Source organism: Franzmannia qiaohouensis (genome assembly GCF_031451695.1).
GTDB classification, from domain to species: Bacteria; Pseudomonadota; Gammaproteobacteria; order Pseudomonadales; family Halomonadaceae; genus Franzmannia; species Franzmannia qiaohouensis.
Genome location: NZ_JARWAM010000006.1, coordinates 263,093 through 284,796 on the forward strand (window position 1 = coordinate 263,093; position 21,704 = coordinate 284,796).

The 21,704-nt window shown below is 64.4% G+C and carries 19 protein-coding genes; 11 read left to right on the forward strand and 8 right to left on the reverse strand.

Annotated elements, in window-relative coordinates; translation table 11 throughout:
- Positions 1-11 precede the first annotated feature (11 nt).
- From QC821_RS10390 to QC821_RS10415, 6 genes are all read right to left on the reverse strand, one after another.
- A complete protein-coding gene (locus QC821_RS10390; RefSeq protein ID WP_309720660.1) occupies positions 12-3,254 on the reverse strand; it encodes a hypothetical protein in 3,243 nt (1,080 codons plus the stop codon).
- On the reverse strand, positions 3,251-4,078 hold the full coding sequence (locus tag QC821_RS10395; RefSeq protein ID WP_309720662.1) for a DUF4123 domain-containing protein: 828 nt from the start codon (positions 4,076-4,078) through the stop codon (positions 3,251-3,253). Before QC821_RS10395 ends, QC821_RS10390 begins: the two co-directional genes overlap by 4 nt.
- Positions 4,063-6,165, reverse strand: coding sequence for a type VI secretion system Vgr family protein (locus QC821_RS10400; RefSeq protein ID WP_309720665.1), 2,103 nt, complete (start codon positions 6,163-6,165; stop codon positions 4,063-4,065). Before QC821_RS10400 ends, QC821_RS10395 begins: the two co-directional genes overlap by 16 nt.
- 229 nt (positions 6,166-6,394) lie before the next feature.
- Positions 6,395-6,913, reverse strand: coding sequence for an Hcp family type VI secretion system effector (locus QC821_RS10405; RefSeq protein WP_309720668.1), 519 nt, complete (start codon positions 6,911-6,913; stop codon positions 6,395-6,397).
- Between the two features lie 298 nt (positions 6,914-7,211).
- The gene (gene trpE, locus QC821_RS10410; RefSeq protein WP_422720105.1) at positions 7,212-8,708 is read right to left on the reverse strand and encodes an anthranilate synthase component I; all 1,497 of its coding nucleotides are present in this window, start codon (positions 8,706-8,708) and stop codon (positions 7,212-7,214) included.
- Between the two features lie 260 nt (positions 8,709-8,968).
- Positions 8,969-9,634: a phosphoglycolate phosphatase gene (locus QC821_RS10415; protein ID WP_309720674.1), complete on the reverse strand. Its 666-nt coding sequence runs from the start codon at positions 9,632-9,634 to the stop codon at positions 8,969-8,971.
- Between the two features lie 235 nt (positions 9,635-9,869).
- Here QC821_RS10415 and QC821_RS10420 point away from each other — a divergent pair, with 235 nt between their 5' ends.
- The gene (locus QC821_RS10420; RefSeq protein WP_309720677.1) at positions 9,870-11,168 is read left to right on the forward strand and encodes an NAD(P)/FAD-dependent oxidoreductase; all 1,299 of its coding nucleotides are present in this window, start codon (positions 9,870-9,872) and stop codon (positions 11,166-11,168) included.
- Here the strand turns inward: QC821_RS10420 and QC821_RS10425 are convergent.
- Both QC821_RS10425 and rpe read right to left on the reverse strand, forming a co-directional pair.
- Entirely contained in the window at positions 11,162-11,446 is a 285-nt protein-coding gene (locus tag QC821_RS10425; protein ID WP_309720680.1) for a GIY-YIG nuclease family protein, read from the reverse strand. The two genes, QC821_RS10420 and QC821_RS10425, sit on opposite strands and share 7 nt — an antisense overlap.
- The gene (gene rpe, locus QC821_RS10430) at positions 11,439-12,134 is read right to left on the reverse strand and encodes a ribulose-phosphate 3-epimerase (protein WP_309720683.1); all 696 of its coding nucleotides are present in this window, start codon (positions 12,132-12,134) and stop codon (positions 11,439-11,441) included. The genes QC821_RS10425 and rpe overlap by 8 nt, the downstream gene beginning before the upstream one ends.
- An 83-nt stretch (positions 12,135-12,217) precedes the next feature.
- Here rpe and QC821_RS10435 point away from each other — a divergent pair, with 83 nt between their 5' ends.
- The 10 genes from QC821_RS10435 (at position 12,218) to msrQ (ending at position 21,699) form a co-directional block, all read left to right on the forward strand.
- Positions 12,218-13,417: an MFS transporter gene (locus QC821_RS10435; RefSeq protein WP_309720685.1), complete on the forward strand. Its 1,200-nt coding sequence runs from the start codon at positions 12,218-12,220 to the stop codon at positions 13,415-13,417.
- Positions 13,418-13,525: 108 nt separating this feature from the next.
- A complete protein-coding gene (gene cysP / locus QC821_RS10440; RefSeq protein ID WP_309720687.1) occupies positions 13,526-14,548 on the forward strand; it encodes a thiosulfate ABC transporter substrate-binding protein CysP in 1,023 nt (340 codons plus the stop codon).
- Positions 14,545-15,402 carry a sulfate ABC transporter permease subunit CysT gene (cysT, locus tag QC821_RS10445; protein WP_309720689.1) on the forward strand — a complete coding sequence of 286 codons (858 nt, stop codon included), beginning with the start codon at positions 14,545-14,547 and terminating at the stop codon, positions 15,400-15,402. The genes cysP and cysT overlap by 4 nt, the downstream gene beginning before the upstream one ends.
- On the forward strand, positions 15,402-16,223 hold the full coding sequence (gene cysW, locus QC821_RS10450; protein ID WP_309720691.1) for a sulfate ABC transporter permease subunit CysW: 822 nt from the start codon (positions 15,402-15,404) through the stop codon (positions 16,221-16,223). Before cysT ends, cysW begins: the two co-directional genes overlap by 1 nt.
- Before the next feature lies 1 nt (position 16,224).
- The gene (locus QC821_RS10455) at positions 16,225-17,316 is read left to right on the forward strand and encodes a sulfate/molybdate ABC transporter ATP-binding protein (RefSeq protein WP_309720693.1); all 1,092 of its coding nucleotides are present in this window, start codon (positions 16,225-16,227) and stop codon (positions 17,314-17,316) included.
- Between the two features lie 164 nt (positions 17,317-17,480).
- Positions 17,481-17,708: a hypothetical protein gene (locus tag QC821_RS10460; RefSeq protein WP_309720695.1), complete on the forward strand. Its 228-nt coding sequence runs from the start codon at positions 17,481-17,483 to the stop codon at positions 17,706-17,708.
- Between the two features lie 38 nt (positions 17,709-17,746).
- A complete protein-coding gene (locus QC821_RS10465) occupies positions 17,747-18,448 on the forward strand; it encodes a winged helix-turn-helix domain-containing protein (RefSeq protein WP_309720697.1) in 702 nt (233 codons plus the stop codon).
- A gap of 3 nt (positions 18,449-18,451) precedes the next feature.
- Positions 18,452-19,957 (forward strand): sensor histidine kinase, encoded by a 1,506-nt coding sequence (locus QC821_RS10470; protein ID WP_309720700.1) that lies wholly within the window; start codon positions 18,452-18,454, stop codon positions 19,955-19,957.
- 105 nt (positions 19,958-20,062) lie between these two features.
- Positions 20,063-21,079, forward strand: coding sequence for a protein-methionine-sulfoxide reductase catalytic subunit MsrP (gene msrP / locus QC821_RS10475; protein WP_309720702.1), 1,017 nt, complete (start codon positions 20,063-20,065; stop codon positions 21,077-21,079).
- The gene (msrQ, locus tag QC821_RS10480) at positions 21,079-21,699 is read left to right on the forward strand and encodes a protein-methionine-sulfoxide reductase heme-binding subunit MsrQ (RefSeq protein WP_309720705.1); all 621 of its coding nucleotides are present in this window, start codon (positions 21,079-21,081) and stop codon (positions 21,697-21,699) included. Before msrP ends, msrQ begins: the two co-directional genes overlap by 1 nt.
- Positions 21,700-21,704: the final 5 nt, after the last annotated feature.

Consider the following 21,704-nt stretch of genomic DNA (forward strand, 5'->3'; position numbering starts at 1 on the left):
TATCAATTATCTTAACGCGCACAAATTGGTGTACCTAGGCCCTTAGAATAGCGATCGTAGTTTTCCTTTGATTCAACAACAGAGTCATTTATGATACCTGACTCCCTACGCATAAACTGATCCAAGTCGTATTTATGGTTATCATAAGCTGTACCTGGATAATTGTGAGGTGGCTGGCCATCAGCGGTCATCCTAACCACTGCTTTGGTGAACAAGTATTGTGCCGGGGTCGGAGTCTCACGGCTTAGGTAGCACAGTGGGCCATAAACATTCATAGTTACCCCTTCCACGATCCAGCCCAAGCATTTAGATATGGCGATTTGCTGAAAGTCCAGTGCTTCCTCGGCACTGAAGGGTCCGCTGGCACTACGACCTCGGCCTCTGCCCACCTCTTCGACGTCAAATTCTCGTGGCGTACTGATAAGCAGGTAAAGCAGTGCACCTAATGCCTCCGGCGTTAACTGCTGCACCCAGTTACGCATTTGATCTTGTCGCGGGTCGTTGGTAATGACATACGCAATCGGCCCCGCATTCTGCCCGCCGGTCATGGCGCTGTACAGCCGCTCGATACCAGCCTTGCCGCGGGCGGCGAGAAGGCCGACATTGAGCAGAGTGGTGGTAGCCAGATAGCCAAGCAAGCTCATGCTTTCATAAGCCTCTTCGTCGATCCACTCGGGCTTGACGTAGTTGTTGTCCACCATGGCGCGGTGGAGCATGGCCAGCCATAGGTCGAGGCTGTCGACATCCAGCTCGACGGAGAGGCTGCCGCCAGCCCCTTTGCCGATCACGACACGCGCCGCCACGCGCAGCACGAACTTGCCGTTCTGGATGCCCAGCGCGAGGCCAAGCTTGCCCCCCAAGCCTGCAGCAACCTCGCCCCCCAGGGTGGCCGTGCCGAGGGCTCGCCACCCCGTCAGTGACTGGCTGGCACGCTGCATGTCCATATCGGAGAGTGCGGCGCGGCTGGGTAGGATACGCTGCAGGTTCTCGGGAGGCTCCCAGCTCAAGGCACAGCGGCTTTCGATGCCTAGCCGCGCGCCGGCAAAGGCTTCCAAGGTTGGGCCTTCGGCTTCCCTTTTTGCCCAGTCGACCCCGGTGATGCTAAGTCCATCGTCGTCCAGGGAGAAGCCCGTCTCGGCAGCAAGCGCCAGGCTGGCGCCGGCAAAGCCCTTGGCGACGGCATCCAGCACCAAGGCATAACGGCCCAGGTCACGCTCTTCATTACGCTCTGAGAGGGTCGCCATCACCGAGCGCGCCTGTTCTTCCCGGGGCAGCACCAAACGGCCCAACGGTAGCTCGCCACGGGCGAGGCTAAAGGTGCCCTTGGCTTCCCAGCGGTAGGTGACATCAGCCGAGGTACTGTTGGGGTCACCGTCATCGAACTGCCAATCGCCATCAGGGGTGTGCTTGATGGCCAGCTCATCGCGCCGCGTAGTGCTCAGATCGCTACTACCGCCGCTGCTCATTTCAACGTCGGCATCGAAGAACGTCAGCGTCGGCTGCTGAGCGACGACCTCCCAAGGGGTATCGCGGTCGCCCTCGTCACGTTCTTCATTGAGGTCATAGCGGGCCATACCTACCAGTCGCATCATCTGGGCCTGGGCACTGGCGTCAAAGAGCCGGAGCTGCTCTCGGCTCGGCCCCATGAACAGGAGCTTCTGCAACGCCTTCCCCCATGCCTCCTTGCTCGCGTCGTCAAGGGATTCCACCTCGTGGCCCTGTTCCTCGAGATAGGCGAAGAAGCGCTCGGGCTGAAAGAATCCCAGCGACTCATCGTGCCAGTCGGGACGGTGCTCTATCGCTTCACAGCCGCGTCCTTGCAACCACTGTGAGAGTGCCGTTTCTGGCGCCTCCCACAAATGGGCCGGGAGCACGCCATCGGCATTGATGGCGGCATCGAGCCGCTGCCGCTCGCTGGCGCTCATGGCCGGGATCAGTTGATAGAGGCTGAGATGGCTGAGCGATTGCTCTGCTTTCGGTGAGCTGAACTCACGAAGCGGGAAGTCACGCCGTACCAGAAGCTCGATCTCGCGCTTCTGATACCCCATGGCATGGCGGTCATCGTCGATATCGGTATGCCAGATCAGCACTCGACCAGGCGTCATCTTATTGACGGCCTGATCGGCTTGCTTGAAGAGATCGGCCAGCGACTCTTGCAACGCTTCGTACTGACGGCGCTCATCCTCGAACAGAAAGATCGGCAGTTGGGCATGCCCAGCGGTACCGGACTCCCATTCGCTGAGCTTCTCTTCCACCGCTTGGTGTAACTCGACGCCCTCCTTGAGCGCACGGCAGTAGTCATCGAAAGCCTCGACCCCTTCTTCCATAGACCCCGGCGGCGACAACGCCAGCTCTGGTGTCGCCACCCCCAGGGAAGCCAGCGTCAGTATGCTGTCCAAGTAGTCCTTATACTTACTCTCCTGTTGCGCCGCGAGCTCCTGAACATGGCCGACAAAACCGCACGCCTGCGCCGCTTCTTCGGGAGGGTTGGATTCGCATAATTCAATGAAGGTTTGATACTCGGCGAGCACCTCTTGCAACGAGAAAGGCGTGGGCTCACCGCCGCTCCCTGGGTTGAAGTGGTACTGCCGCTGCGCCTCGGCTCGGCACGTCCGATAGGTTTCCAGCGCACGCTCGATTTCGGCTTCCCAGGGGCCGTAATAGCGCTCGCCCTCAAGGTGATAGCCCGCTTCCTGTGCACGATTCAGGCCCTGGCGATAAAGGCGCCGGAGCTCTTCCTCCAGGTCATATGCCTCGGGACTGATGCGCCGACTGATCCAACGGCTCAGCGCCACTGGCGCCGAGTGGCGCCATAGCTGCTGCATGAGCGTGCGCTGATGTGCGATACGCTCTTCCAACGTCGATTCTTCAGCCGCTGTGATCTCCACCAGCCGCTCGAAGCACTCTTGGAAACGTGCCCGCTCGGCATCGTCGAGGAAATTCTCGGCTCTGGTCGGCAGCAGGCACTCCATCAGCCCCGCCTCTTCATTGAGCAGCCGCAGCCGCTCGCCGGCATCCTCTTCTTGCGTCCACGTCTTAAGCTGTTCGGCAGCCTCTAGCAACGTATCGGAGACATCCTTGGTCAGCAGCCAGAACGTGTGGGTCCCCGGCAGGTAGAGAATATCGGCCCAGCACTGCTCTTCGCAGACATGCTGACAAGCGGATTCGACGTTGCCGCCCTCTTCATCAGGCGCGACGTACACACCGATCATGATGGGATCGTCCGGGGTGGGGATACGTGATCCTGCACTCATGTCAGGCTCTCCAAGGCATGGACTTTCTTACGCGGGGGAAGCGACGCGACAAGCGTCTGCTCGACCGCCGAGGGGAGGAGGTCATCGGGCTGGCAGATCATCTCTAGCAGGCGTCGCAAGTGATCGGCACGGGTTATCCCGGCGCGATTCAACCGTGCAAGCCGCGCCAGCCACGCCTCTGGCAGTTCGTACAGCGGCGTCTCCGTGGTTCGGCTCAGCCACCAAGCGCCGGGGGCCGCACGCAGGGCAGCCTCTCCCTCTCGGGTCAGCGGCAAGATCTCGTGCGCAACCTCACTTTCAGCTACCTCGTGCCAAGCGAGCCAGTGCCGCTGCGGTATCGGTGTAAAGACTCGACCTAAGGGGGCAAGCCACGCTGGCAGCGACGTGCCGGGAAGCGTCGCCAATAGCGCCGTCCAGGCGGCGGGGTCCTGGATATTGATCAGCGACTGGCCGCCGTGGGGATCGTCAAGCACGAACAGGCGGCGCAGATGATCGACCAGGTCGTCCAGCCGGGTGTTATGCGCCGGTTGGAAGCTCCAGCCCAAGCGCTGCTCTCGGCATAGCGCCTCGCCGTACTGCCAGGCCTCGCTGCCAACTTCGAGTTCGATGAGCCAGGGGCTGGCGTCGATCAGCGGCGCCAACGGCGTGGTGGCGAAGAGCGTGACGAAGTCGTACTTGCCCGGTTTCCCTAGCAGGTCAGCGCTGGCCTCGGGGTAACGACGCTGGTCGAGGACCAGATAGACGGGCCGCTGAGCGTCGACCCAGGACGCCAGTTCTCCCGTCCCTCGCGTGCGTTCGGGGAGTTGCGTCAGCCAGCCAGACATGGACAGTCCTCGCGGCTGCATTGGGTGTCGTTGATCTTGCCGCACAGCGGCATCAGGGCGGCCTCGCTCAGTTGGAAGTCCTTGAGCTTGGGTAGCGAGGTGGGCGGTATCGCCTCATGCACCTCCGCCACCGCTCTTCCCGGCAGCAGCGGCGCTTCGGCGGCTTGGCCGCTGCCCGAGCCGGGGCTGCCGCCGGCGTTGATCTTGACGCTGGGGCCGCTGATGGTCACGCCGCCGCCGTCGAGCTTGAGGAAGCTGCCGCCGGCGTTGAGGGTGAGTTCGCTGCCGGCGTCGAGCACGACCTTGTGGCCGGCCTTGATATGCAGTTCGCGGCCGCTTTCGGTGAGCCAGGCCTGGCCGGCCTTGACGTGCAACGTGCCCTGGACGATCAGGTGCTGGCTGCCTTCGGTGTGCTCATGGCGCTGGCCGTGGACGGTGTGGTGATCGTCGCTGTCGATCTCACTGATGCGGTCGTTACGCACGCTGAGGTAGCTGTCGTTGCCGACGGCCTCGGTGCGGTCGTTGTTGGTGAGCAGTTCCAGGTCCTTCTGGGCGTGCAACCAGATCTGCTCCTGGTCGGCCTGGTCCTCGAAGCGCAGTTCGTTGAAGCCGTCACCTTGGTGACTCTGGGTGCGGATCACGGTGCGCGTCTTGTGCTCGGGCAGCGTATAGGGCGCGGTATTGACCGCGTGGTAGGTGCGCCCGGTGATCAGCGGCTGATCCGGGTCGCCCTCCAGGAAGCTGACGATCACCTCATGGCCGATCCGCGGGATGGCGATGCTGCCGTAGCCGCCGCCGGCCCAGCCCTGGGCGACGCGGATCCAGCAGCTAGCAGTGTCATCCGGTTCGGCGTAGCGGTCCCAGGGGAACTGCACCTTGACCCGGCCGTGTTCGTCGCAGTGGATCTCTTCGCCCTCGGGGCCGACCACGAAGGCGACCTGGGGGCCGTCGACGCGGGGCTTGGGGTCAGGTTCGGGGCGCCAGGCGGCGTCGCCGGGGGTGAGCACGATCTGGTTGTAATAACGCGTCATTCCGGCAACGTCGGAAGAGGTGACGCCGTCCTCTTCCAGCGCCTGGGGCTGTTCGCCGCGGTGGATGACGCGCACCACCTGCCAGTCGCAGTTGAGGCTGTCGGCGTCGTGGTCGCTCAGCGTGAAGCGGCTGCCGGGGGCGAGCTCGGGCAGGTCGCTCTCGGCCTCGGCGGTGGCGGCGTCGCGGCGCAGCGCGTCGAGGCGGATGCGGGTGAAGGGCTCGCCGGAGGCGTCGTGCTTGTAGCGCCCGGGGTAGTCGTAGTGCTCGTAGTCGTCTCTTTGTGCATGTTCCTCGAGGCCCCCGGCCACGTGCTCGTGGAGCTGTGAATAGGCCGGCTGCGTGAAGGAGTAGTCCTTGAGGGTGGCGCTGGCCGGGGCGACCCGGGCGACCTGGCGGAGCCTGCGCACATGGCGGGTCGGCGGGGTGCCGCCGGCGCGGCTGTGGTAGCTGCGCTCGCCCAGTTGGGTCAGCATCTGCGGGTCGTCGGCGAACACCAGGCGGTGGGCGCCGCCGACCTCATCCTCGCCTTTTTCGAAAAACTCGTGGAAGTAAAACAGCCCCTCTTCGGCGGCCAGGCGCTGGAGAAAGGCCAGGTCGGTCTCGCGGTACTGCACGCAGTACTCGCGCTCTTCGGGCTCGCGGGTGACGGCGAAGGCGACGTCGGTGATGCCGCGCTCCTCGCACAGGGTGTTGATGATGGTCAGCGGCGAGACCTGCTGGAAGATGCGCGAGTTGTGGCGCAGCGAGAGGCGCCACAGCGCCGGGCGGATCACCAGCGAGTAGAAGGTGCGGCGGTGGCCGCGGTCGCCGCGGCTGAACTCGGCGGCGATGCCGTGGATGCGGCGCAGCGGTTCGCCGTCCTGCCAGATCGTCAACGTCAGCTCGCGGTCGAGGAAGGCCTCGGGGCTGAGGTCGGGGTCGCGGCTGGCGAACTCGACCGCGAGGCGGAACGGCGCCGAGAGCGACTCCTCGAGGGTGAAGTCGATCACCGCCAGGTCGAGGGCGTCGTCACTGGCCAGGGCCAGGGTGAATTGCAGTCCGGTGGCGTGGGCCATGGGTTCCTCCAGGCAAGTGATAATCAGCGCCACCCGGGAGGTTACCGCTCACCGGGCAACACGCAAGCGGTAGGGCGTCACTGTGGTGGATCGCTGACACGGCATATAGGCAATCGCTTACATGCGCTGATGCCAGGGCTCTCTGCGAGCCCTGGCATCAGCACATCGATAAGGCATGGCGGTGCTCGGGTTGCGAGACATCGGGTGAGCCCCACCATGCCTTCGAGGCTTACGACTCGAGCGGGGCGCGCCAGTCGTCGGAACCTGAGGTGCCGGCCACGGTGTGCTCCCAGTCGATCTTGCGGTAGGAGAGCGAGACGTCCATCAGCTGGGTGAACTCGGCGCTGTTGGAGTCCTGGGCGTGGGGCATGCGCAGGTTGATGTCGACGATGGTGGCGTCGGTCAGGCTGGTGGTGAAGAAGTGCTCCTGCTTGCCTTCCACCGAGGTGCGGTACCACTTCAGCTCGACCTTGGGCAGCATTTCACCGGAGGCCAGGGCGTTGTACATCAGCGGCACGGCCTTGTTGAGGGCCACGGTGAAGATGAACGGCTTGTGGGCACGCTGACCGGAGGGCTGGCCGGACTGCGGGTCGGTGGGCACGGTAACGACGTGCTTGAATTCCTGGACCAGCATCTCGTCTTCGTGGCCTTCGACGTAGATGTTACCCACGGAGTCGGGGGTGAAGGCGCCGGCGGTGATGTTGCCCTGGGTCTGGCCTTCGATGCTGATGTAACAAGGTGTAGGCATGAATGTTCTCCTGATGGTTGAAAACGTCCGGTGGACGCCACTTATAGAGCACTCCTCATGCCATAAAACTAATAAATTAATATATTCAGCTAGTTATAGATTTTCGCCACGCCATGGCTAAGAAAAATTAGGCAAGATCTTGCCCAGGGCGAGCAAGATCTTGCCCGCTGGGCAAGAAGTTGCCTAATTAAATTTCGGAAACGGTGGCGTACCGATGCGTAGCGCCGTAATACGACAAGGCCGAGGCGTATGCCTCGGCCTTGTTATCAGCTCGCTATACCACCCTAGGAGAGTGCCGCTATTCGAGGTTGTCGAGACCGCGCTCGGCCATGGCCACGGCGCGGAACAGCGCGCGGCCCTTGTTGAGGGTTTCCTGCCACTCCATCTCGGGGACCGAGTCGGCGACCACACCGGCGCCGGCCTGGATGTGCAGCTCGCCGTCCTTGATCACCGCGGTGCGGATGGCAATCGCGGTGTCGAGGTTGCCGTGCCAGGAGAGGTAGCCCACCGCGCCGGAGTATATGCCGCGCTTGACCGGCTCGAGCTCGTCGATGATCTCCATGGCGCGGATCTTGGGCGCGCCGGAGAGCGTGCCGGCGGGGAAGGTGGCGCGCAGCGCGTCCATCGCGGTAAGGCCCGGCTTCAGCTTGCCTGTGACGTTGGAGACGATGTGCATCACGTGGGAGTAGCGCTCCACTGCCATCTGGTCGGTGACCACCACCGAGCCGGTCTCGCTGATCCGGCCCACGTCGTTGCGGCCCAGGTCGATCAGCATCAGGTGCTCGGCGATCTCCTTGGGGTCGGCCAACAGGTCGGCCTCCAGCGCCTGGTCTTCTTCTTCGGTCTTGCCGCGCACCCGGGTGCCGGCAATCGGGCGCACCGTGACCTCGCCCTCTTCCAGCCGGGTGAGGATCTCCGGCGAGGAGCCCACCACATGGTGGTCGTCGAGGTTGAAGAAGAACATGTAGGGCGAGGGGTTGAGGCTGCGCAGCGCGCGGTAAAGGTCCAGCGGCGGCGCCTGATAGGGGATCGACATGCGCTGGGAGGGCACGCACTGCATCACGTCGCCGGCCAGCACGTAGCCCTTGATCTTGTCCACCGCGGCCTTGAAGCCCTCCTCGGTGAAGCCCGAGGTGAAGTGCCCCTCCTCCACCGCGCTGCGGCCGGTGCCGGGGCTGACGGTGTTGAGGGTGGCACTGCGCAGCTGCACTTCGAGCCGCTCGAGGCGCCCGCGGGCACGCTGGTAGGCCTCGGCCTCGGCGGGGTCGGCGTGGGTCCACAGCGTGAGGCGGCCGGAGAGGTTGTCGAACACCACCAGCTCATCGCACACCATCAGCAGGATGTCGGGCACCCCAATCGGGTCGGGTTTGTTGGCCGCGGCCTCGCTGCGCAGCCGCGGCTCGACGTAGCGAATGGTGTCGTAGCCGAAGTAGCCGACCAAACCGCCGTCGAAACGCGGCTGGTCGTCGAGGCGCGGCACCTTGAAGCGCGCCTGGAAGTTCTCGATCCAGTCCAGCGGGTCCTCGACCTCGTGGCGCTCCACCTCGGCGCCATCGATGAGGTGGCGCACCGTGAAGCCGCGCACCTCGATGCGCTCCTTGCACGGCAGGCCAATGATCGAATAGCGGCCCCACTTCTCGCCACCCTGCACGGACTCGAGCAGGAAGGTCCAGGGCGCGTTGGCCAGCTTGAGGTAGGTGGAAAGCGGTGTATCCAGGTCGGCGAGTACCTCGCGGGTCACCGGAATACGGTTATAGCCAGCCTCGGCCAGCTCATTGAAGCGCGCGGAAGTCATCATGCCCGGCGTGTCCTCACAGTGTTCGTCAATGCGGGGCCTGGGGTGGCCCGATTCGGGAGCGATTCGGAAGGTCGGGCTCGCTTAGCGAGCCCGCGCGGCACTCACCATCGCCAGCGCTTGACGTCGCGCATCAGTTCCCCGCCGCCGAGAGAGGCGACCGGTTGCTGCACGTAAGAGAGGCGGGATTCCAGCGTCATGGTGCGTCCATGGTGTGGGGTATCGGCCGTGGAGCGGCGCGATCTTGTTGATTCGAGACCCTAAACGAGTTCCGCAAGCGATTCAACCAGGCCATCGGGGCGGCTCGCGGCCACCGGCTCGCCGTGGTTGTAGCCGTAGGGCACCGCCAGGGTACGAAAGCCGGCACGACGGCCGGCCTCGATGTCGTGGCGCGAGTCGCCAACCATCAGGCAGTCGCCGGGGGCGACCCCGAAGTGCCGCGCCAGGTGCAGCAACGGCGCCGGGTCGGGCTTCTTCTGCGGCAGGGCGTCGCCGCCCAGGCACAGCCCGAAGTGGCCGGCCAGGCCAAAGCCCTCGAGAATCGGCGCAATAAAGGCCTGCGGCTTGTTGGTCACCAGCCCCAGCGGCATGCCGGCCGCGCAGAGGCCGTCGAGGGCCTCGCGCACCCCGGGGTAGAGCCGGGTGCGGGCATTGGGCTCCAGCCCGTAGTGGTGCAGGAAACGCTCATGTACCGCGGCCAGCCGCTCTGACCCCGGAGCCTCGCCCAGGGCGTCACCAAGCGCCCGCTCCATCAACTTGAGTGAGCCGTTGCCCACCCAGTCACGGACCTTTATCTCGCCGGCCGGCGGCAAGTCGAGTTCGGACAGGGCGGCGTCCACCGCGGCGGCCAGGTCAGGCACCGAGTCGACCAGGGTGCCGTCGAGATCGAAAGCCACCAGTTTCACGCCTTGCAGCAGCGGATGCATTATTTCTTTTCCTTTCAGTGAGTTGCCGAAGGCCCACGGCCAGCATCCGGTTCATGCATGTAATATTACGAAAAAACATGCCCCAAATCAGCGATCGCCCATAGGAAAACGCGCCGTACCGACCTATGCTAGGCGCAGATATCGCCGCTACCGGGCAGCGTCCTCGCCCCGCGTGCCGTTGATCCGACCCAGGCGATGCATTTGCTGATCCTTTTCATCATTTCTGGAGTCTCTCATGCCTCTACCACGCATCGTGGTGGTCGGCGGCGGCGCAGGCGGACTCGAGCTGGTCACCCGGCTCGGACGCAAACTCGGCAAGCGCAAGCGTGCCGAGGTGGTGCTCGTCGACCGCAACCCCACCCATATCTGGAAACCGCTGCTCCACGAGGTCGCCACCGGCGTTCTCGACTCGGGCCTCGACGAGGTCTCCTACCAGGGGCACTCCAAGGCCCACGGCTACCAGTTCCAGCGCGGCACCCTCAGCGACCTGGATCGCGAGGCCCAGACCCTGACCCTGGCGCCGATCCTCGACGACGACGGCAGCGTGGTCCTGCCCTCGCGCAACCTGCACTACGACTACCTGGTGCTGGCGCTGGGCAGCGTCTCCAACGACTTCGGCACCCCAGGCGTCGCCGACCACTGCCACTTCCTCGACAGCCCCAAGCAGGCCGAGGCGTTCCGCCACGACATGCTCAACACCTTCCTGCGCTACAGCGATCCGGAGCGCCGCCTGCACCCCAAGCTGGCGGTGGGTATCGTCGGCGCCGGTGCTACCGGGGTGGAGCTTGCCGCCGAGCTCTACGACGCCTCGAAGATGCTGCACAGCTACGGCTTTACCAACATGGATAGCGGCCAGCTCGACGTGCACCTGATCGAGGCCGCGCCGAGCATCCTGCCGGCACTGCCGGAGCGTATCACCAAGGCGGTCCACCGTGAGCTGGAAAAGCTCGGCGTCAATATCCACGTCGAGACCCGCGTCACCCAGGCCGACCCCGAGGGCTTCATCACCGCCGACGGCACGCGCATCGAGACCGATCTCAGCGTGTGGGCGGCGGGCATCAAGGCGCCGCCGTTTCTCTCCGAGCTGGGCCTGGCCACCGAGCGCAACCACCAGATCAAGGTCAACCCCGAGCTGCAGAGCATCGACGACCCGCGCATCTTCGCCTTCGGCGACTGCGCCAGCTGCCCTCAGGCGGACGGCAAGCCGGTGCCGCCGCGGGCCCAGGCCGCCCACCAGCAGGCCTCGCGGCTATACCGCAACCTGCTGGCGACGCTAGACGACAAGCCGCTCAAGCCGTTCGTGTTCCGCGATCGCGGCTCGCTGATCTCACTGGCCCACTTCGACGCGGTGGGCAGCCTGATGCGCGGCGCCTCGGCGCGCAGCCTGTTCCTCGAGGGGCGCATCGCCAAGTTCTTCTACGCCTCGCTGTACCGCATGCATCAGTTCGCCATCCACGGCGCAGTGAAGACCGGCATGACCATCGTCGTCGACGGCATCAATCGGTACCTGAAGCCGAAGATGAAGCTTCACTGATTGCCGGCCTGGCGCGCCACCCAGGCGCGCTTGGCCGGTGCCGCCAGGCGCTTGATCTGGCGCTCCAGGCGCAGCGCCTCGGTGTGGCTACCCACTGCCTGCTGGTGCACCAGGGTCAGCGGCCCCTTGCCGCGCAGCGCCCGGGCGCCGCGCTTGCCGCTGCAGTGCTCAGCAAAGCGCCGCGTCACGTCGGTGCTGATGCCGGTATACAGCGCCCCAGCCGCGGTTTCGACCACGTAGAGGTGCCACACCGGCCCCGCCAGCGCCTGCTCAGACACTCGCCAGCTCGTCGCGCAGCGCCTTGAGCACGCCGTCGTAGCGGTGCGGCTCGTCGGCATTGCGGGCCTTGAAGATCGCCGAGCCGGCGACGAAGGTGTCGGCCCCGGCGCGGGCGATCTCGGCGATGTTCTCCACCTTTACCCCACCGTCGATCTCGAGGCGAATATCGCGCCCCGAGGCGTCGATGCGCGCCCGCGCCTCGCGCAGCTTGTCGAGGGTGCCGGGGATGAACGACTGGCCGCCGAAGCCGGGATTGACGCTCATCAGCAGGATCATGTCGACCTTGTCCATCACGTAGTCGAGGTAGGAGAGCGGCGTGGCCGGGTTGAACACCAGCCCCGCCTTGACGCCGCCGTCGTGGATTAGCTGCAGCGAGCGGTCGACGTGCTCGGAGGCTTCGGGGTGAAAGGTGATATAGCTGGCCCCGGCGTCGATGAAGTCGCCGATCAGCCGATCCACCGGCTTGACCATCAGGTGGGCGTCGATGGGCGCGGTGACGCCGTGCTTGCGCAGCGCCTCGCAGACCATCGGGCCGATGGTCAGGTTGGGCACGTAGTGGTTGTCCATCACGTCGAAGTGGACGATGTCGGCCCCCGAGGCGAGCACGTCGTCGACCTCTTCACCCAGGCGAGCGAAGTTGGCGGAGAGTATGGAAGGAGCGATCTTGAAGTCGCGGGGGCTGGCCATGTGGCGCTTTCCTCTGATGCGGGGTCGCGAAATTAGATAGTCTGGGCGCACAAGTCTACCAAAAACCGCGACATGGAATCGTCATGCCCACGCTCATTCTGGCCATCGCCGAGCTGTTCGGCACCGCCCTGTGGTTCACCCCCAATGCCGTGCTCGCCGACCTGCAGGCGCTGTGGCGGCTCAGCGACGCCGACCTCGGCTGGCTGACCGGCGCCGTACAGGGCGGCTTTCTGCTCGGCACCCTGCTGATCGGCCTGGCTGGGCTCGCCGACCGCCTCGACGCCAGCAAGCTGTTCGCCGCCTGCTGCCTGCTCGGTGCGCTCTCCAACGCCCTGCTGCCCTGGGCCGGCGGGCTGTGGGGTGCGGTGGGCCTGCGCGTGATCACCGGCATGTGCCTGGCCGGCATCTACCCGGTGGGCATGAAGCTGATGGTCGGCTGGACACCGGGCAAGAGCGGCCTGGGGCTGGCCTGGCTGGTGGGCATGCTGGTACTGGGCACCGCCCTGCCCCACGGGCTGCGCGGGCTGGGCGAACTGAGCGCCGCGATTCCCTGGCAAGGCGGCATCTGGGGTGCCTCGCTGCTGGCGGTGGCCGGCGGCGCCATGGTGTGGCGCCTCGGCGAGGCCCCCGCGGTGCGCCAGGCCAAGCATCGTGTCGGCGGCCCGGGCGCTCGCCTGGCGGGGCTCGAGGCGTTCTCCATCGACGCTTTCCGGCGCGCCGCCAGCGCCTACTTCGGGCATATGTGGGAGCTATATACGCTGTGGGCACTGCTGCCGCTGATGCTGCTGGCCGCCGCCCCGGGACTGGAGACCGCGCACCTGGCGCTGCTCGCCTTTGCGCTGATCGCCGTGGGCGGCCCGGCCTGCTGGCTGGGCGGCGCCCTCAGCCAGCGCGTTGGCAGCCGCCGGGTGGCGCAGCTGGGCCTGGCCGGCTCGGCGCTGTGCTGCCTGGCCTACCCGCTGCTCGGCCCGCTGCTCGCGCCGGCAACGGCAGGCGGCTCGCTGCTGCCGCTGGTGCTGTTCCTGGCGCTATGGAGCGCGCTGGCGGTAGTCGACTCGCCGCAGTTCTCGGCGCTCTCGGCGGCGGCCTGCCCGGCGCGCATCGTCGGCAGCGCCCTGACCCTGCAGAACGCCATCGGCTTCGCCATTTCGATGCTGTCGCTGATCGTGCTGATTCCGCTGTGGCAGGCCCTGGGCCCCTGGCTGGCCTGGCTGCTGCTGCCCGGCCCGCTGATGGGACTATGGTGCCTGCGCCACGCCCACGCGCGCGGCGTTATACACTGACGCTATCGCGCCATATTGCAAAATTGAATAACAAACAGGATTGTCATTCCTTAATCGTTGGTTTAGCCTTCGTTCCAATCACACTCTTCTGTGTTGGAGCCGAATCTGATGTCAGCCAATTCCCTGTTTCGTCGCGGCGCCCTCGGCGCCTCCCTGGCCGCCGCCCTCACCGCTGGCGTGGTCACGCCCAGCGTGGCCGCCGAGCGCGAGCTGCTCAACTCCTCCTACGATATCGCCCGCGAGCTGTTCTCGGCGATCAACCCCGAGTTCATCGCCCACTGGCAGGAACAGCACGGCGAGGAGATCGACGTCCAGCAGTCCCACGGCGGCTCGTCGGCCCAGGCCCGCGCCATCCTGCAGGGCCTGCGCGCCGACGTAGTGACCTACAACCAGGTCACCGATGTGCAGGCCCTGGCCGACGACGGGCTGGTCGCCGAGGACTGGCAGGACGCCTTCGACAACAACGCCTCGCCCTACTACTCCACCACCGCCTTCCTGGTGCGCAAGGACAACCCCAAGGGCATCGAGAGCTGGGACGACCTGGTGCGTGAGGACGTGCAGATGGTGTTCCCCAATCCCAAGACCTCGGGCAACGGCCGCTACACCTACCTGGCCGCCTGGGGCTTTGCCGAGGAGCATTTCGACGGCGACGAGGAGCAGATCCACGACTTCATGCGCACCTTCCTGCGCAACGTGGCGGTGTTCGATACCGGCGGCCGCGGCGCTACCACCAGCTTCATCGAGCGCGGTATCGGCGATGTGCTGATCAGCTTCGAGTCCGAGGTCAACAACATCCGCGGCGAGTACGGCAGCGACGACTACGAAGTGATCGTGCCGCCGGTCAGCATCCTGGCCGAGTTCCCGGTGGCGGTGGTCGGCCCCAACGCCGAGCGTAACGGCAACCTCGACCTCGCCGAGGCCTATATCGACTACCTCTACAGCGAAGATGCCCAGCGCCAGCTGGCCGGCTTCAACTACCGCGTGCACCATGAGGCGGTGGTCGAGGAATTCGCCGACCAGTTCCCGGAGACCGAGCTGCTGCGCGTCGAGGACGTGTTCGGTAGCTGGGACGAGGCGATGGAGAACCACTTCGCCAACGGCGCCCTGCTGGACCAGCTGCAGCGCAGATGATTACGCTCGCCAACATCACCGGCAGCGCCCCCAAGCGGGTGCTGCCGGGTTTCGGCTTATCGCTCGGCATCAGCCTGACCTTCGTCTCACTGATGCTGCTGCTGCCCATGACCAGCCTGTTCGGGCAGCTCTCGGGCATCAGCCTGGCGGAGTACTGGCGGATCATCACCGACGGCCGGGTCGTCGCCAGCTATGTGGTCACCATCGGCGCCGCCGCGGTGGCCGCGCTGGTCAACGCCGTGTTCGGGCTGCTGCTGGCCTGGGTGCTGGTGCGCTACGACTTTCCCGGCAAGCGCCTGCTCGACGCGCTGATGGATTTGCCCTTCGCGCTGCCCACCGCGGTGGCCGGTATTACCCTGGCCACGCTCTACTCGAGCAATGGCTGGATGGGCCGGCTGCTCGACCCGCTGGGCATCCAGGTCGCCTACACCTGGGTGGGCATTGCCCTGGCCATGGCCTTTACCAGCATTCCCTTCGTGGTGCGCACCGTGCAGCCGGTGCTCGAGGACCTGCCCAATGAGGTCGACGAGGCCGCGCTGACGCTGGGCGCCAGTGACGCCACGGCGTTTCGCCGGGTGATCCTGCCGCACCTGTGGCCGGCGCTGGTGACCGGCACCGGCCTGGCCTTCGTGCGCTCGCTGGGCGAGTTCGGGGCGATCATCTTCATCGCCGGCAACGCGCCCTACGAGACCGAGATCACCGCGCTGATGATCTTCGTGCGCCTGCAAGAGTACGACTACGTCGGCGCCTCGGCCATCGCCTCGGTGGTGCTGGCCGTGTCGCTGGCGCTGCTGCTGGCGATCAATATCTGGCAGGGCCGCTTCATCAAGCGCCTGCATGGAGGAGGCGGCTGATGCAACGGATCGGTGACGCGCCGCGGGTACGGCGCATCCTGGTGATCAGTGCCGTGCTGTTGGCGGCGCTGTTCCTGCTGCTGCCACTGGTGGCGATCTTCGCCCAGGCCTTCGCCCAGGGCGTGGCGGTGTTCTGGAGCAACGTCAGCAATCACTATACGCTCCGCGCCATCGGCCTGACGCTGTTCATTACCGTGCTGACGATTCCGGTGTGCCTGGTGTTCGGCGTGGCGCTGGCCTGGCTGGTGACCCGATTCACCTTCCCCGGCCGGCGCCTGCTGCAGACCCTGATCGACATCCCCTTCGCGGTGTCGCCGGTGGTCGCCGGCCTGGTCTACCTGCTGCTCTACGGCCGTAACGGCTGGATCGGCAGCTGGCTCGACGGCTACGACATCCAGCTGATGTTCGCCTGGCCGGGCATCCTGCTGGTGACCATCTTCGTCACCTGCCCGTTCGTGGCCCGCGAGCTGATCCCGCTGATGCAGGCCCAGGGCTCCCGCGACGAGGAGGCGGCGGTGACCCTCGGCGCCTCGGGCTGGACGCTGTTTCGCCGGGTCACGCTGCCCAATATCCGCTGGGCGCTGCTCTACGGGGTGATCCTCACCAACGCCCGTGCGGTGGGTGAATTCGGCGCCGTGTCGGTGGTCTCAGGGGCCATCCGCGGCCAGACCAACACCCTGCCGCTGCACCTCGAGCAGCTCTACCAGGACTACAACACCGTGGGCGCCTTCGCCAGCGCCGCGCTGCTGGCCCTTATCGCTTTGCTGACGCTGGCCGCCAAGGCCGGCCTGGAATGGCGCGCCGCGCGCCAGGAGGCTTGATATGAGCATCCGTCTGACCAATATCGCCAAGACCTTCGGCCGCACCCAGGCCCTGGAACCGATCGACCTCGACATCCACGACGGTGAGCTGGTCGGCCTGCTCGGCCCCTCGGGCTCGGGCAAGACCACCCTGCTGCGCATCATCGCCGGGCTCGAGCAGGCCGACGCCAAGCCTGCCGGGCGCATCCAGTTCGGCGACCGTGACGTCACCCAGGTCCACGTGCGCGACCGGCGCATCGGCTTCGTGTTCCAGCACTATGCGCTGTTCCGCCACATGTCGGTGTTCGACAACGTCGCCTTCGGCCTTACCGTGATGCCGCGCAAGCAGCGCCCCAGCAGCGGCGAGATCCGCGCCCGGGTCCACCGCCTGCTGGAGATGGTCCAGTTGGAGGACTTCGCCAAGCGCTACCCGGCGCAGCTCTCCGGCGGCCAGCAGCAGCGTGTCTCACTGGCCCGGGCGCTGGCGCTGCGCCCCGACGTGCTGCTGCTCGACGAGCCGTTTGGCGCGCTGGATGCCAAGGTGCGCCAGGACCTGCGCCGCTGGCTGCGCCACCTGCACGACGAGCTCAATTTCACCAGCGTGTTCGTCACCCACGACCAGGAGGAAGCGCTGGAGCTCTCCGACCGGGTGGTTGTGATGAGCAACGGCCGCATCGAGCAGATCGATACTCCCGAAGCGCTCTACCGCGCCCCGGCCAACCGCTTCGTGTTCGAGTTCCTCGGCGACGTCAACCGCCTCGAGGGCGACGTGCGTGACGGCGTGCTGACCTGCGGCGACGCCCAGCTGACGGTGAGCGAGCTCGACGACGGCCGCGAGGAGCTGCTTCTGCGCCCCCACGAGCTCAAGCTGGCCGACGCCCCCAGCGACACTGCACGGTTGCCGGTGACGGTGACCGCGATCTCGCCGGTGGGCGCCGAGGTGCGCGTCGAGCTGGAGGCCGACTGGCTGCCGGCGCCGTGGCTGGCCACGGTGCGCCACGCCGACTTCGAGCGCCTGGATATCCGCCGCGGCCAGCGGCTGTACGCGATCCCGCGCCGCTGGCACCGCTTCGACGCCGACGCCAGCCACCGGCGCCAGCCGACTGCCGCCTGAGTCAGGCTTGGTCCTGGAAATCGTCAGCACGCTCGTTGGTGATACATTCGTGATCTTTGCGCGATAGACTCTTTATCACCGCGTGACTCTCTCGTGACGCCGTACTCCCAGAATGGTTTTCAGGCCTACCAGCCCGGCAGGCCTGGCATTCAGGGAGTAACATCATGAGCAAGTTCACTACTATCGCAGCCATCTGCCTCTTCAGCCTGATGGCCACAGCCAGCCACGCAGACGACATGATGCCCGACGAAGGCATGATGGAAGACGACATGCATGAGTCAATGGATGATGGTGAGATGATGACGGATGATATGTCCGACTCCATGGAAGGCGATATGGACATGGAGGGTGACATGGACATGGAAGAGGAGATGGAAAGCGACAGCATGTAAGCCCCAGCGACTCGCGAGCATGTAAAAGCCAGGAACCTATGACACGAAACGTACTGATTGTTGAGGACAACCCGGGTATCGGTGAGCTCGTCAGCATCCACGTGGCCGAACTTGGCATGAATCCCGTTCTCTGTGAGCGGGGGGACACCGGGCTTGGGCGCTTTCGTGAAGGTGGGATCGACCTGGTAATTCTCGACCTGATGTTGCCCGGCATCGACGGGCTCTCCGTATGTCGCGAGATCCGCTCCGGCCCAGGCTACGTTCCAATACTGATGCTGACAGCCAAAAGCACTGAATTGGATCGGGTTCTGGGCCTGGAAATAGGGGCGGATGATTACCTCACCAAACCCTTCAGCGTGGCCGAACTGTCGGCCAGGGTGAAGGCCTTGTTCCGACGAGTGGATGCCATGGCATCCGCGGCAAGCGTGGAAACCTGCGATAACGAGCTAACCACCGATGGACTGCGTATTGATCCTATTCGTCGGCGGGTGTTTATTAGAGAGCAGGCAGTGGAACTCACCGCACGGGAATTCGATCTTCTCTGGCACTTTGCCAGCCATCCGGGTCGTGTATTCAGCCGTGTCCAGCTGCTTGATAGCGTATGGGGCTACAGCCACGAAGGTTACGAGCACACCGTCAATACCCACATCAATCGCCTACGGGGCAAGATCGAAACGGATCCAACTCACCCGGAGTTCATCCAGACGGTTTGGGGGGTGGGCTATCGCTTCCGCGAATGAGTCATGCTGAAAACACTCTACACTCGGCTGGCCCTGGGGCTGTTTCTGCTGTTGCTTGCCATTGGCCTGCTGTATGCCTTTATCAGCCTCTATTCACTGCGTGAGTATAGCGCTTCTGTCAACCAGGCACTGCATCAGGACCTGGCTCAGAACCTGGTGTTAGACCGGAACCTGGTCAGCGACGATGAGCTTGACCGTGGCGCCTTGGAAGAACTCTTCGCCCTGTACATGACGATTAACCCCAGCATCGAGATCTACCTGCTAGATCTTGATGGCACCATTCTCTCCTATTCGGCGGATCCGGCGAGGATCAAACGCAACCAGGTCTCCCTGGCGCCCATCCGGCGGCTAATGGATGACATGAGCCTTTACCCGCTTCTCGGCGACGACCCCCGCAGTCACGACCGCCAGAAAGTCTTTTCCGTCACTCCGGTGCCCTCCGTGGATAACCCGGAAGGGTATCTTTATGTGGTGTTACGGGGCGAAGAGTACGATGCCGCCGAAACCATGGCCCGTGGCGGCAAAGTGCTGGAGATGAGCGCCTGGGCACTGCTGGTTAGCCTGGTGGTGGCGATGGTCGCAGGGCTGGCAATCTTCCATCTGCTGACCCGTCGCCTGCGATCGTTGACGCGGCTAGTGGCTGAATTCAAGAACAACGACATGAGCCAGACTCCATCCAGCACCTGGCACGGCAGTAGATGGCGCGACAAACGGCCCGTGGTGCGTGACGAGATCGACTATCTGGGCGTCACCTTTGATGAAATGGTCCAGCGAATTGCCTGCCAGATCGAACAGCTGACAGAGAAAGATGCCCAGCGCCGCCGTCTGGTCGCCCAGGTGTCCCATGATCTGCGCACGCCGCTGGCGTCGATGCAGGGCTATATCGAAAGCTTGAAGCTCCGACGTGACCGTCTCAGCCCACAGGAGCAGGACCGCTTTCTCGATGTAGCGCTCAAGGAAGGCCGGCGTTTAAGCCGTTTGGTGGATGAGCTCTTCGAACTTGCTGCACTCGAGGCTCGTGAGAAACAGCCGGTGCCGGAGCCCTTTCCGCTGGCCGAGCTGGTGCACGACGTGGTGCAAAAACACAGCCAGGCAGCTCGCGAAAACCAGTTGGCGCTATGCGTGAGAGGCGATCCAGCGTTGCCAACCGCCTACGCCGACCTCGCCATGACCGAACGTGTGCTGGACAACCTGATCAGCAACGCCATTACCTACAGCCCCGCTGGCGGCCGTATTGACGTCGTGGTCGGTCAGGTGGACGGCGAACCGCAGGTCTGCGTGCGGGATAGCGGCCCCGGGATTTCAGAACAGGATCTGCCGCATATCTTTGATCCTTTCTATCGCGGTGAAGCCTCTGGTGGCGCTGGCCATGCCGGGCTAGGACTGGCGATCGCGCGCAGAATCATGACGCTGCAGGGCGGCGATATCCGCGTTGAAAGCCACGCCAGCGAGGGGGCAGCCTTCTGTATACGACTACCGGCACACGCCCCCATAAGTCCGACGTTATGAATTCGTAATAACCTGGGGAGATAGCTGTGATACACCTCATGCAAACTGATCGCCGTATCTACCACGCATGTTGACCACAGGCTTACCCTCACCAGGAGACAGCGCATGCTGATCAAGATCGCCAAACCCAGTGACTTGCACGAATCCGATGTCACGCCCGAGTCAATCTACCTCTCACGGCGGCGCTTTATGGGGGGTATCGCCGGTTTGGGCGCGGGGCTCGCCCTCTCCGGCAACGTGCACGCCAAGGCCGACTACTCGGACGTGCCAGAGGGCAGTGCGCCGCAATGGCTAAAGGAAAAAATCAGCGAAACCCAGTGGCGGGCTGTCACCCCAAGCGACCCTGAAAAAGACCAAATCGCCCCTTTTGATGACGCCAGTGGCTACAACAACTTTTTCGAGTTTGGCACTGACAAGCGCGATCCCGCCCGCCATGCAGGCAGCCTGGAAACCCAACCCTGGAGCGTCGTGGTGGATGGCGAAGTCAATAACGGTGGGCGTATCGCCCTGGAGGATGTCGCCAAGCCCTCGCAGTTTGAAGAGCGCATCTACCGCCTGCGCTGCGTAGAAGCGTGGTCGATGGTGATTCCCTGGCTAGGCATTCCGCTGGCCGATATTATCAAGCGCGCCGAACCCACCAGCAAAGCCAAGTACGTGCGCTTTGAAACCCTGGTGGATCCAGAGCAAATGCGCGGTCAGCGCTCCTCGCTCTCGATTATCGACTGGCCCTACGTGGAAGGCTTGCGCCTGGATGAAGCCATGCACCCGCTGACACTGCTCGCCCTGGGCATGTATGGCCGGGAGTTGCCTAACCAGAACGGCGCCCCCTTGCGGCTGGTGGTGCCCTGGAAGTATGGCTTCAAGAGCATCAAGTCGATTGTGCGCATCTCGCTGGTGGAAGAGCAGCCGCTCAACTCCTGGCAGCAAATTGCCGCCAATGAGTACGGCTTCTACGCCAACGTCAACCCGGAGGTCGACCACCCCCGCTGGAGCCAGGCCACCGAGCGCCGCTTACCCAATACCCTGTTCAACACCAATACCATCGATACCCTTATGTTCAACGGCTACGCCGACGATGTCGCCGAGCTGTATGCAGGCATGGATCTAAGGAAGCACTACTGATGGCAGCGTCGAAAGTCTGGCTGATATGGCGCCTGGGGGTGTTCCTGGCCGCGCTAGCGCCGCTGGTATTTTGGGGCTGGCAGGTGGCCATTAACGCCGCCGGCCCCGAGCCGGGGAAGTATCTGCTGCTGAATATCGGCATTGGCGGGCTATGGATGCTACTGCTCACCCTGAGCCTTACGCCCTTGACCAAACTTACCCGCTGGAAGGGCTTTGCGCTGATCCGGCGCCAACTGGGCCTGTGGACACTCGCCTACGCCACCCTGCATATGCTCTGCTACGCACTATTCATCCTGGGGCTTGACTGGGCACTGCTGGGTAGTGAGCTGGTCAAACGGCCCTATATCATCGTCGGCATGATCGCGCTGATCGGCCTTGCTGTGCTGGGCGCCACCTCCAACCGCTGGGCAATGCGCCGTTTAGGCAAACGCTGGAAGCCGCTGCACAAATTTTCCTACGCTATCTTGGGCCTGGTACTGCTGCACTTCTTCTGGGTAGTGCGCGCCGACATGCAAGAGTGGGCAATGTACGCCGCTATTGCCACGTTAGTCATGGCAACCCGCCTGCCGCCAGTGGCCCGCACGCTGCCTAAACTACGCTATCGGTTGGGCCGGACTTAGGCGAC

What these genes read in the sequence shown, in the direction of transcription:
- QC821_RS10390 (WP_309720660.1), bottom strand. Translation starts at nt 3,254, where the DNA reads ATGAGTGCAGGATCACGTATCCCCACCCCGGACGATCCCATCATGATC.
- QC821_RS10395 (WP_309720662.1), bottom strand. Translation starts at nt 4,078, where the DNA reads ATGTCTGGCTGGCTGACGCAACTCCCCGAACGCACGCGAGGGACGGGA.
- QC821_RS10400 (WP_309720665.1), bottom strand. Translation starts at nt 6,165, where the DNA reads ATGGCCCACGCCACCGGACTGCAATTCACCCTGGCCCTGGCCAGTGAC.
- QC821_RS10405 (WP_309720668.1), bottom strand. Translation starts at nt 6,913, where the DNA reads ATGCCTACACCTTGTTACATCAGCATCGAAGGCCAGACCCAGGGCAAC.
- trpE (WP_422720105.1), bottom strand. Translation starts at nt 8,708, where the DNA reads ATGACTTCCGCGCGCTTCAATGAGCTGGCCGAGGCTGGCTATAACCGT.
- QC821_RS10415 (WP_309720674.1), bottom strand. Translation starts at nt 9,634, where the DNA reads ATGCATCCGCTGCTGCAAGGCGTGAAACTGGTGGCTTTCGATCTCGAC.
- QC821_RS10420 (WP_309720677.1), top strand. Translation starts at nt 9,870, where the DNA reads ATGCCTCTACCACGCATCGTGGTGGTCGGCGGCGGCGCAGGCGGACTC.
- rpe (WP_309720683.1), bottom strand. Translation starts at nt 12,134, where the DNA reads ATGGCCAGCCCCCGCGACTTCAAGATCGCTCCTTCCATACTCTCCGCC.
- QC821_RS10435 (WP_309720685.1), top strand. Translation starts at nt 12,218, where the DNA reads ATGCCCACGCTCATTCTGGCCATCGCCGAGCTGTTCGGCACCGCCCTG.
- cysP (WP_309720687.1), top strand. Translation starts at nt 13,526, where the DNA reads ATGTCAGCCAATTCCCTGTTTCGTCGCGGCGCCCTCGGCGCCTCCCTG.
- cysT (WP_309720689.1), top strand. Translation starts at nt 14,545, where the DNA reads ATGATTACGCTCGCCAACATCACCGGCAGCGCCCCCAAGCGGGTGCTG.
- cysW (WP_309720691.1), top strand. Translation starts at nt 15,402, where the DNA reads ATGCAACGGATCGGTGACGCGCCGCGGGTACGGCGCATCCTGGTGATC.
- QC821_RS10455 (WP_309720693.1), top strand. Translation starts at nt 16,225, where the DNA reads ATGAGCATCCGTCTGACCAATATCGCCAAGACCTTCGGCCGCACCCAG.
- QC821_RS10460 (WP_309720695.1), top strand. Translation starts at nt 17,481, where the DNA reads ATGAGCAAGTTCACTACTATCGCAGCCATCTGCCTCTTCAGCCTGATG.
- QC821_RS10465 (WP_309720697.1), top strand. Translation starts at nt 17,747, where the DNA reads ATGACACGAAACGTACTGATTGTTGAGGACAACCCGGGTATCGGTGAG.
- QC821_RS10470 (WP_309720700.1), top strand. Translation starts at nt 18,452, where the DNA reads ATGCTGAAAACACTCTACACTCGGCTGGCCCTGGGGCTGTTTCTGCTG.
- msrP (WP_309720702.1), top strand. Translation starts at nt 20,063, where the DNA reads ATGCTGATCAAGATCGCCAAACCCAGTGACTTGCACGAATCCGATGTC.
- msrQ (WP_309720705.1), top strand. Translation starts at nt 21,079, where the DNA reads ATGGCAGCGTCGAAAGTCTGGCTGATATGGCGCCTGGGGGTGTTCCTG.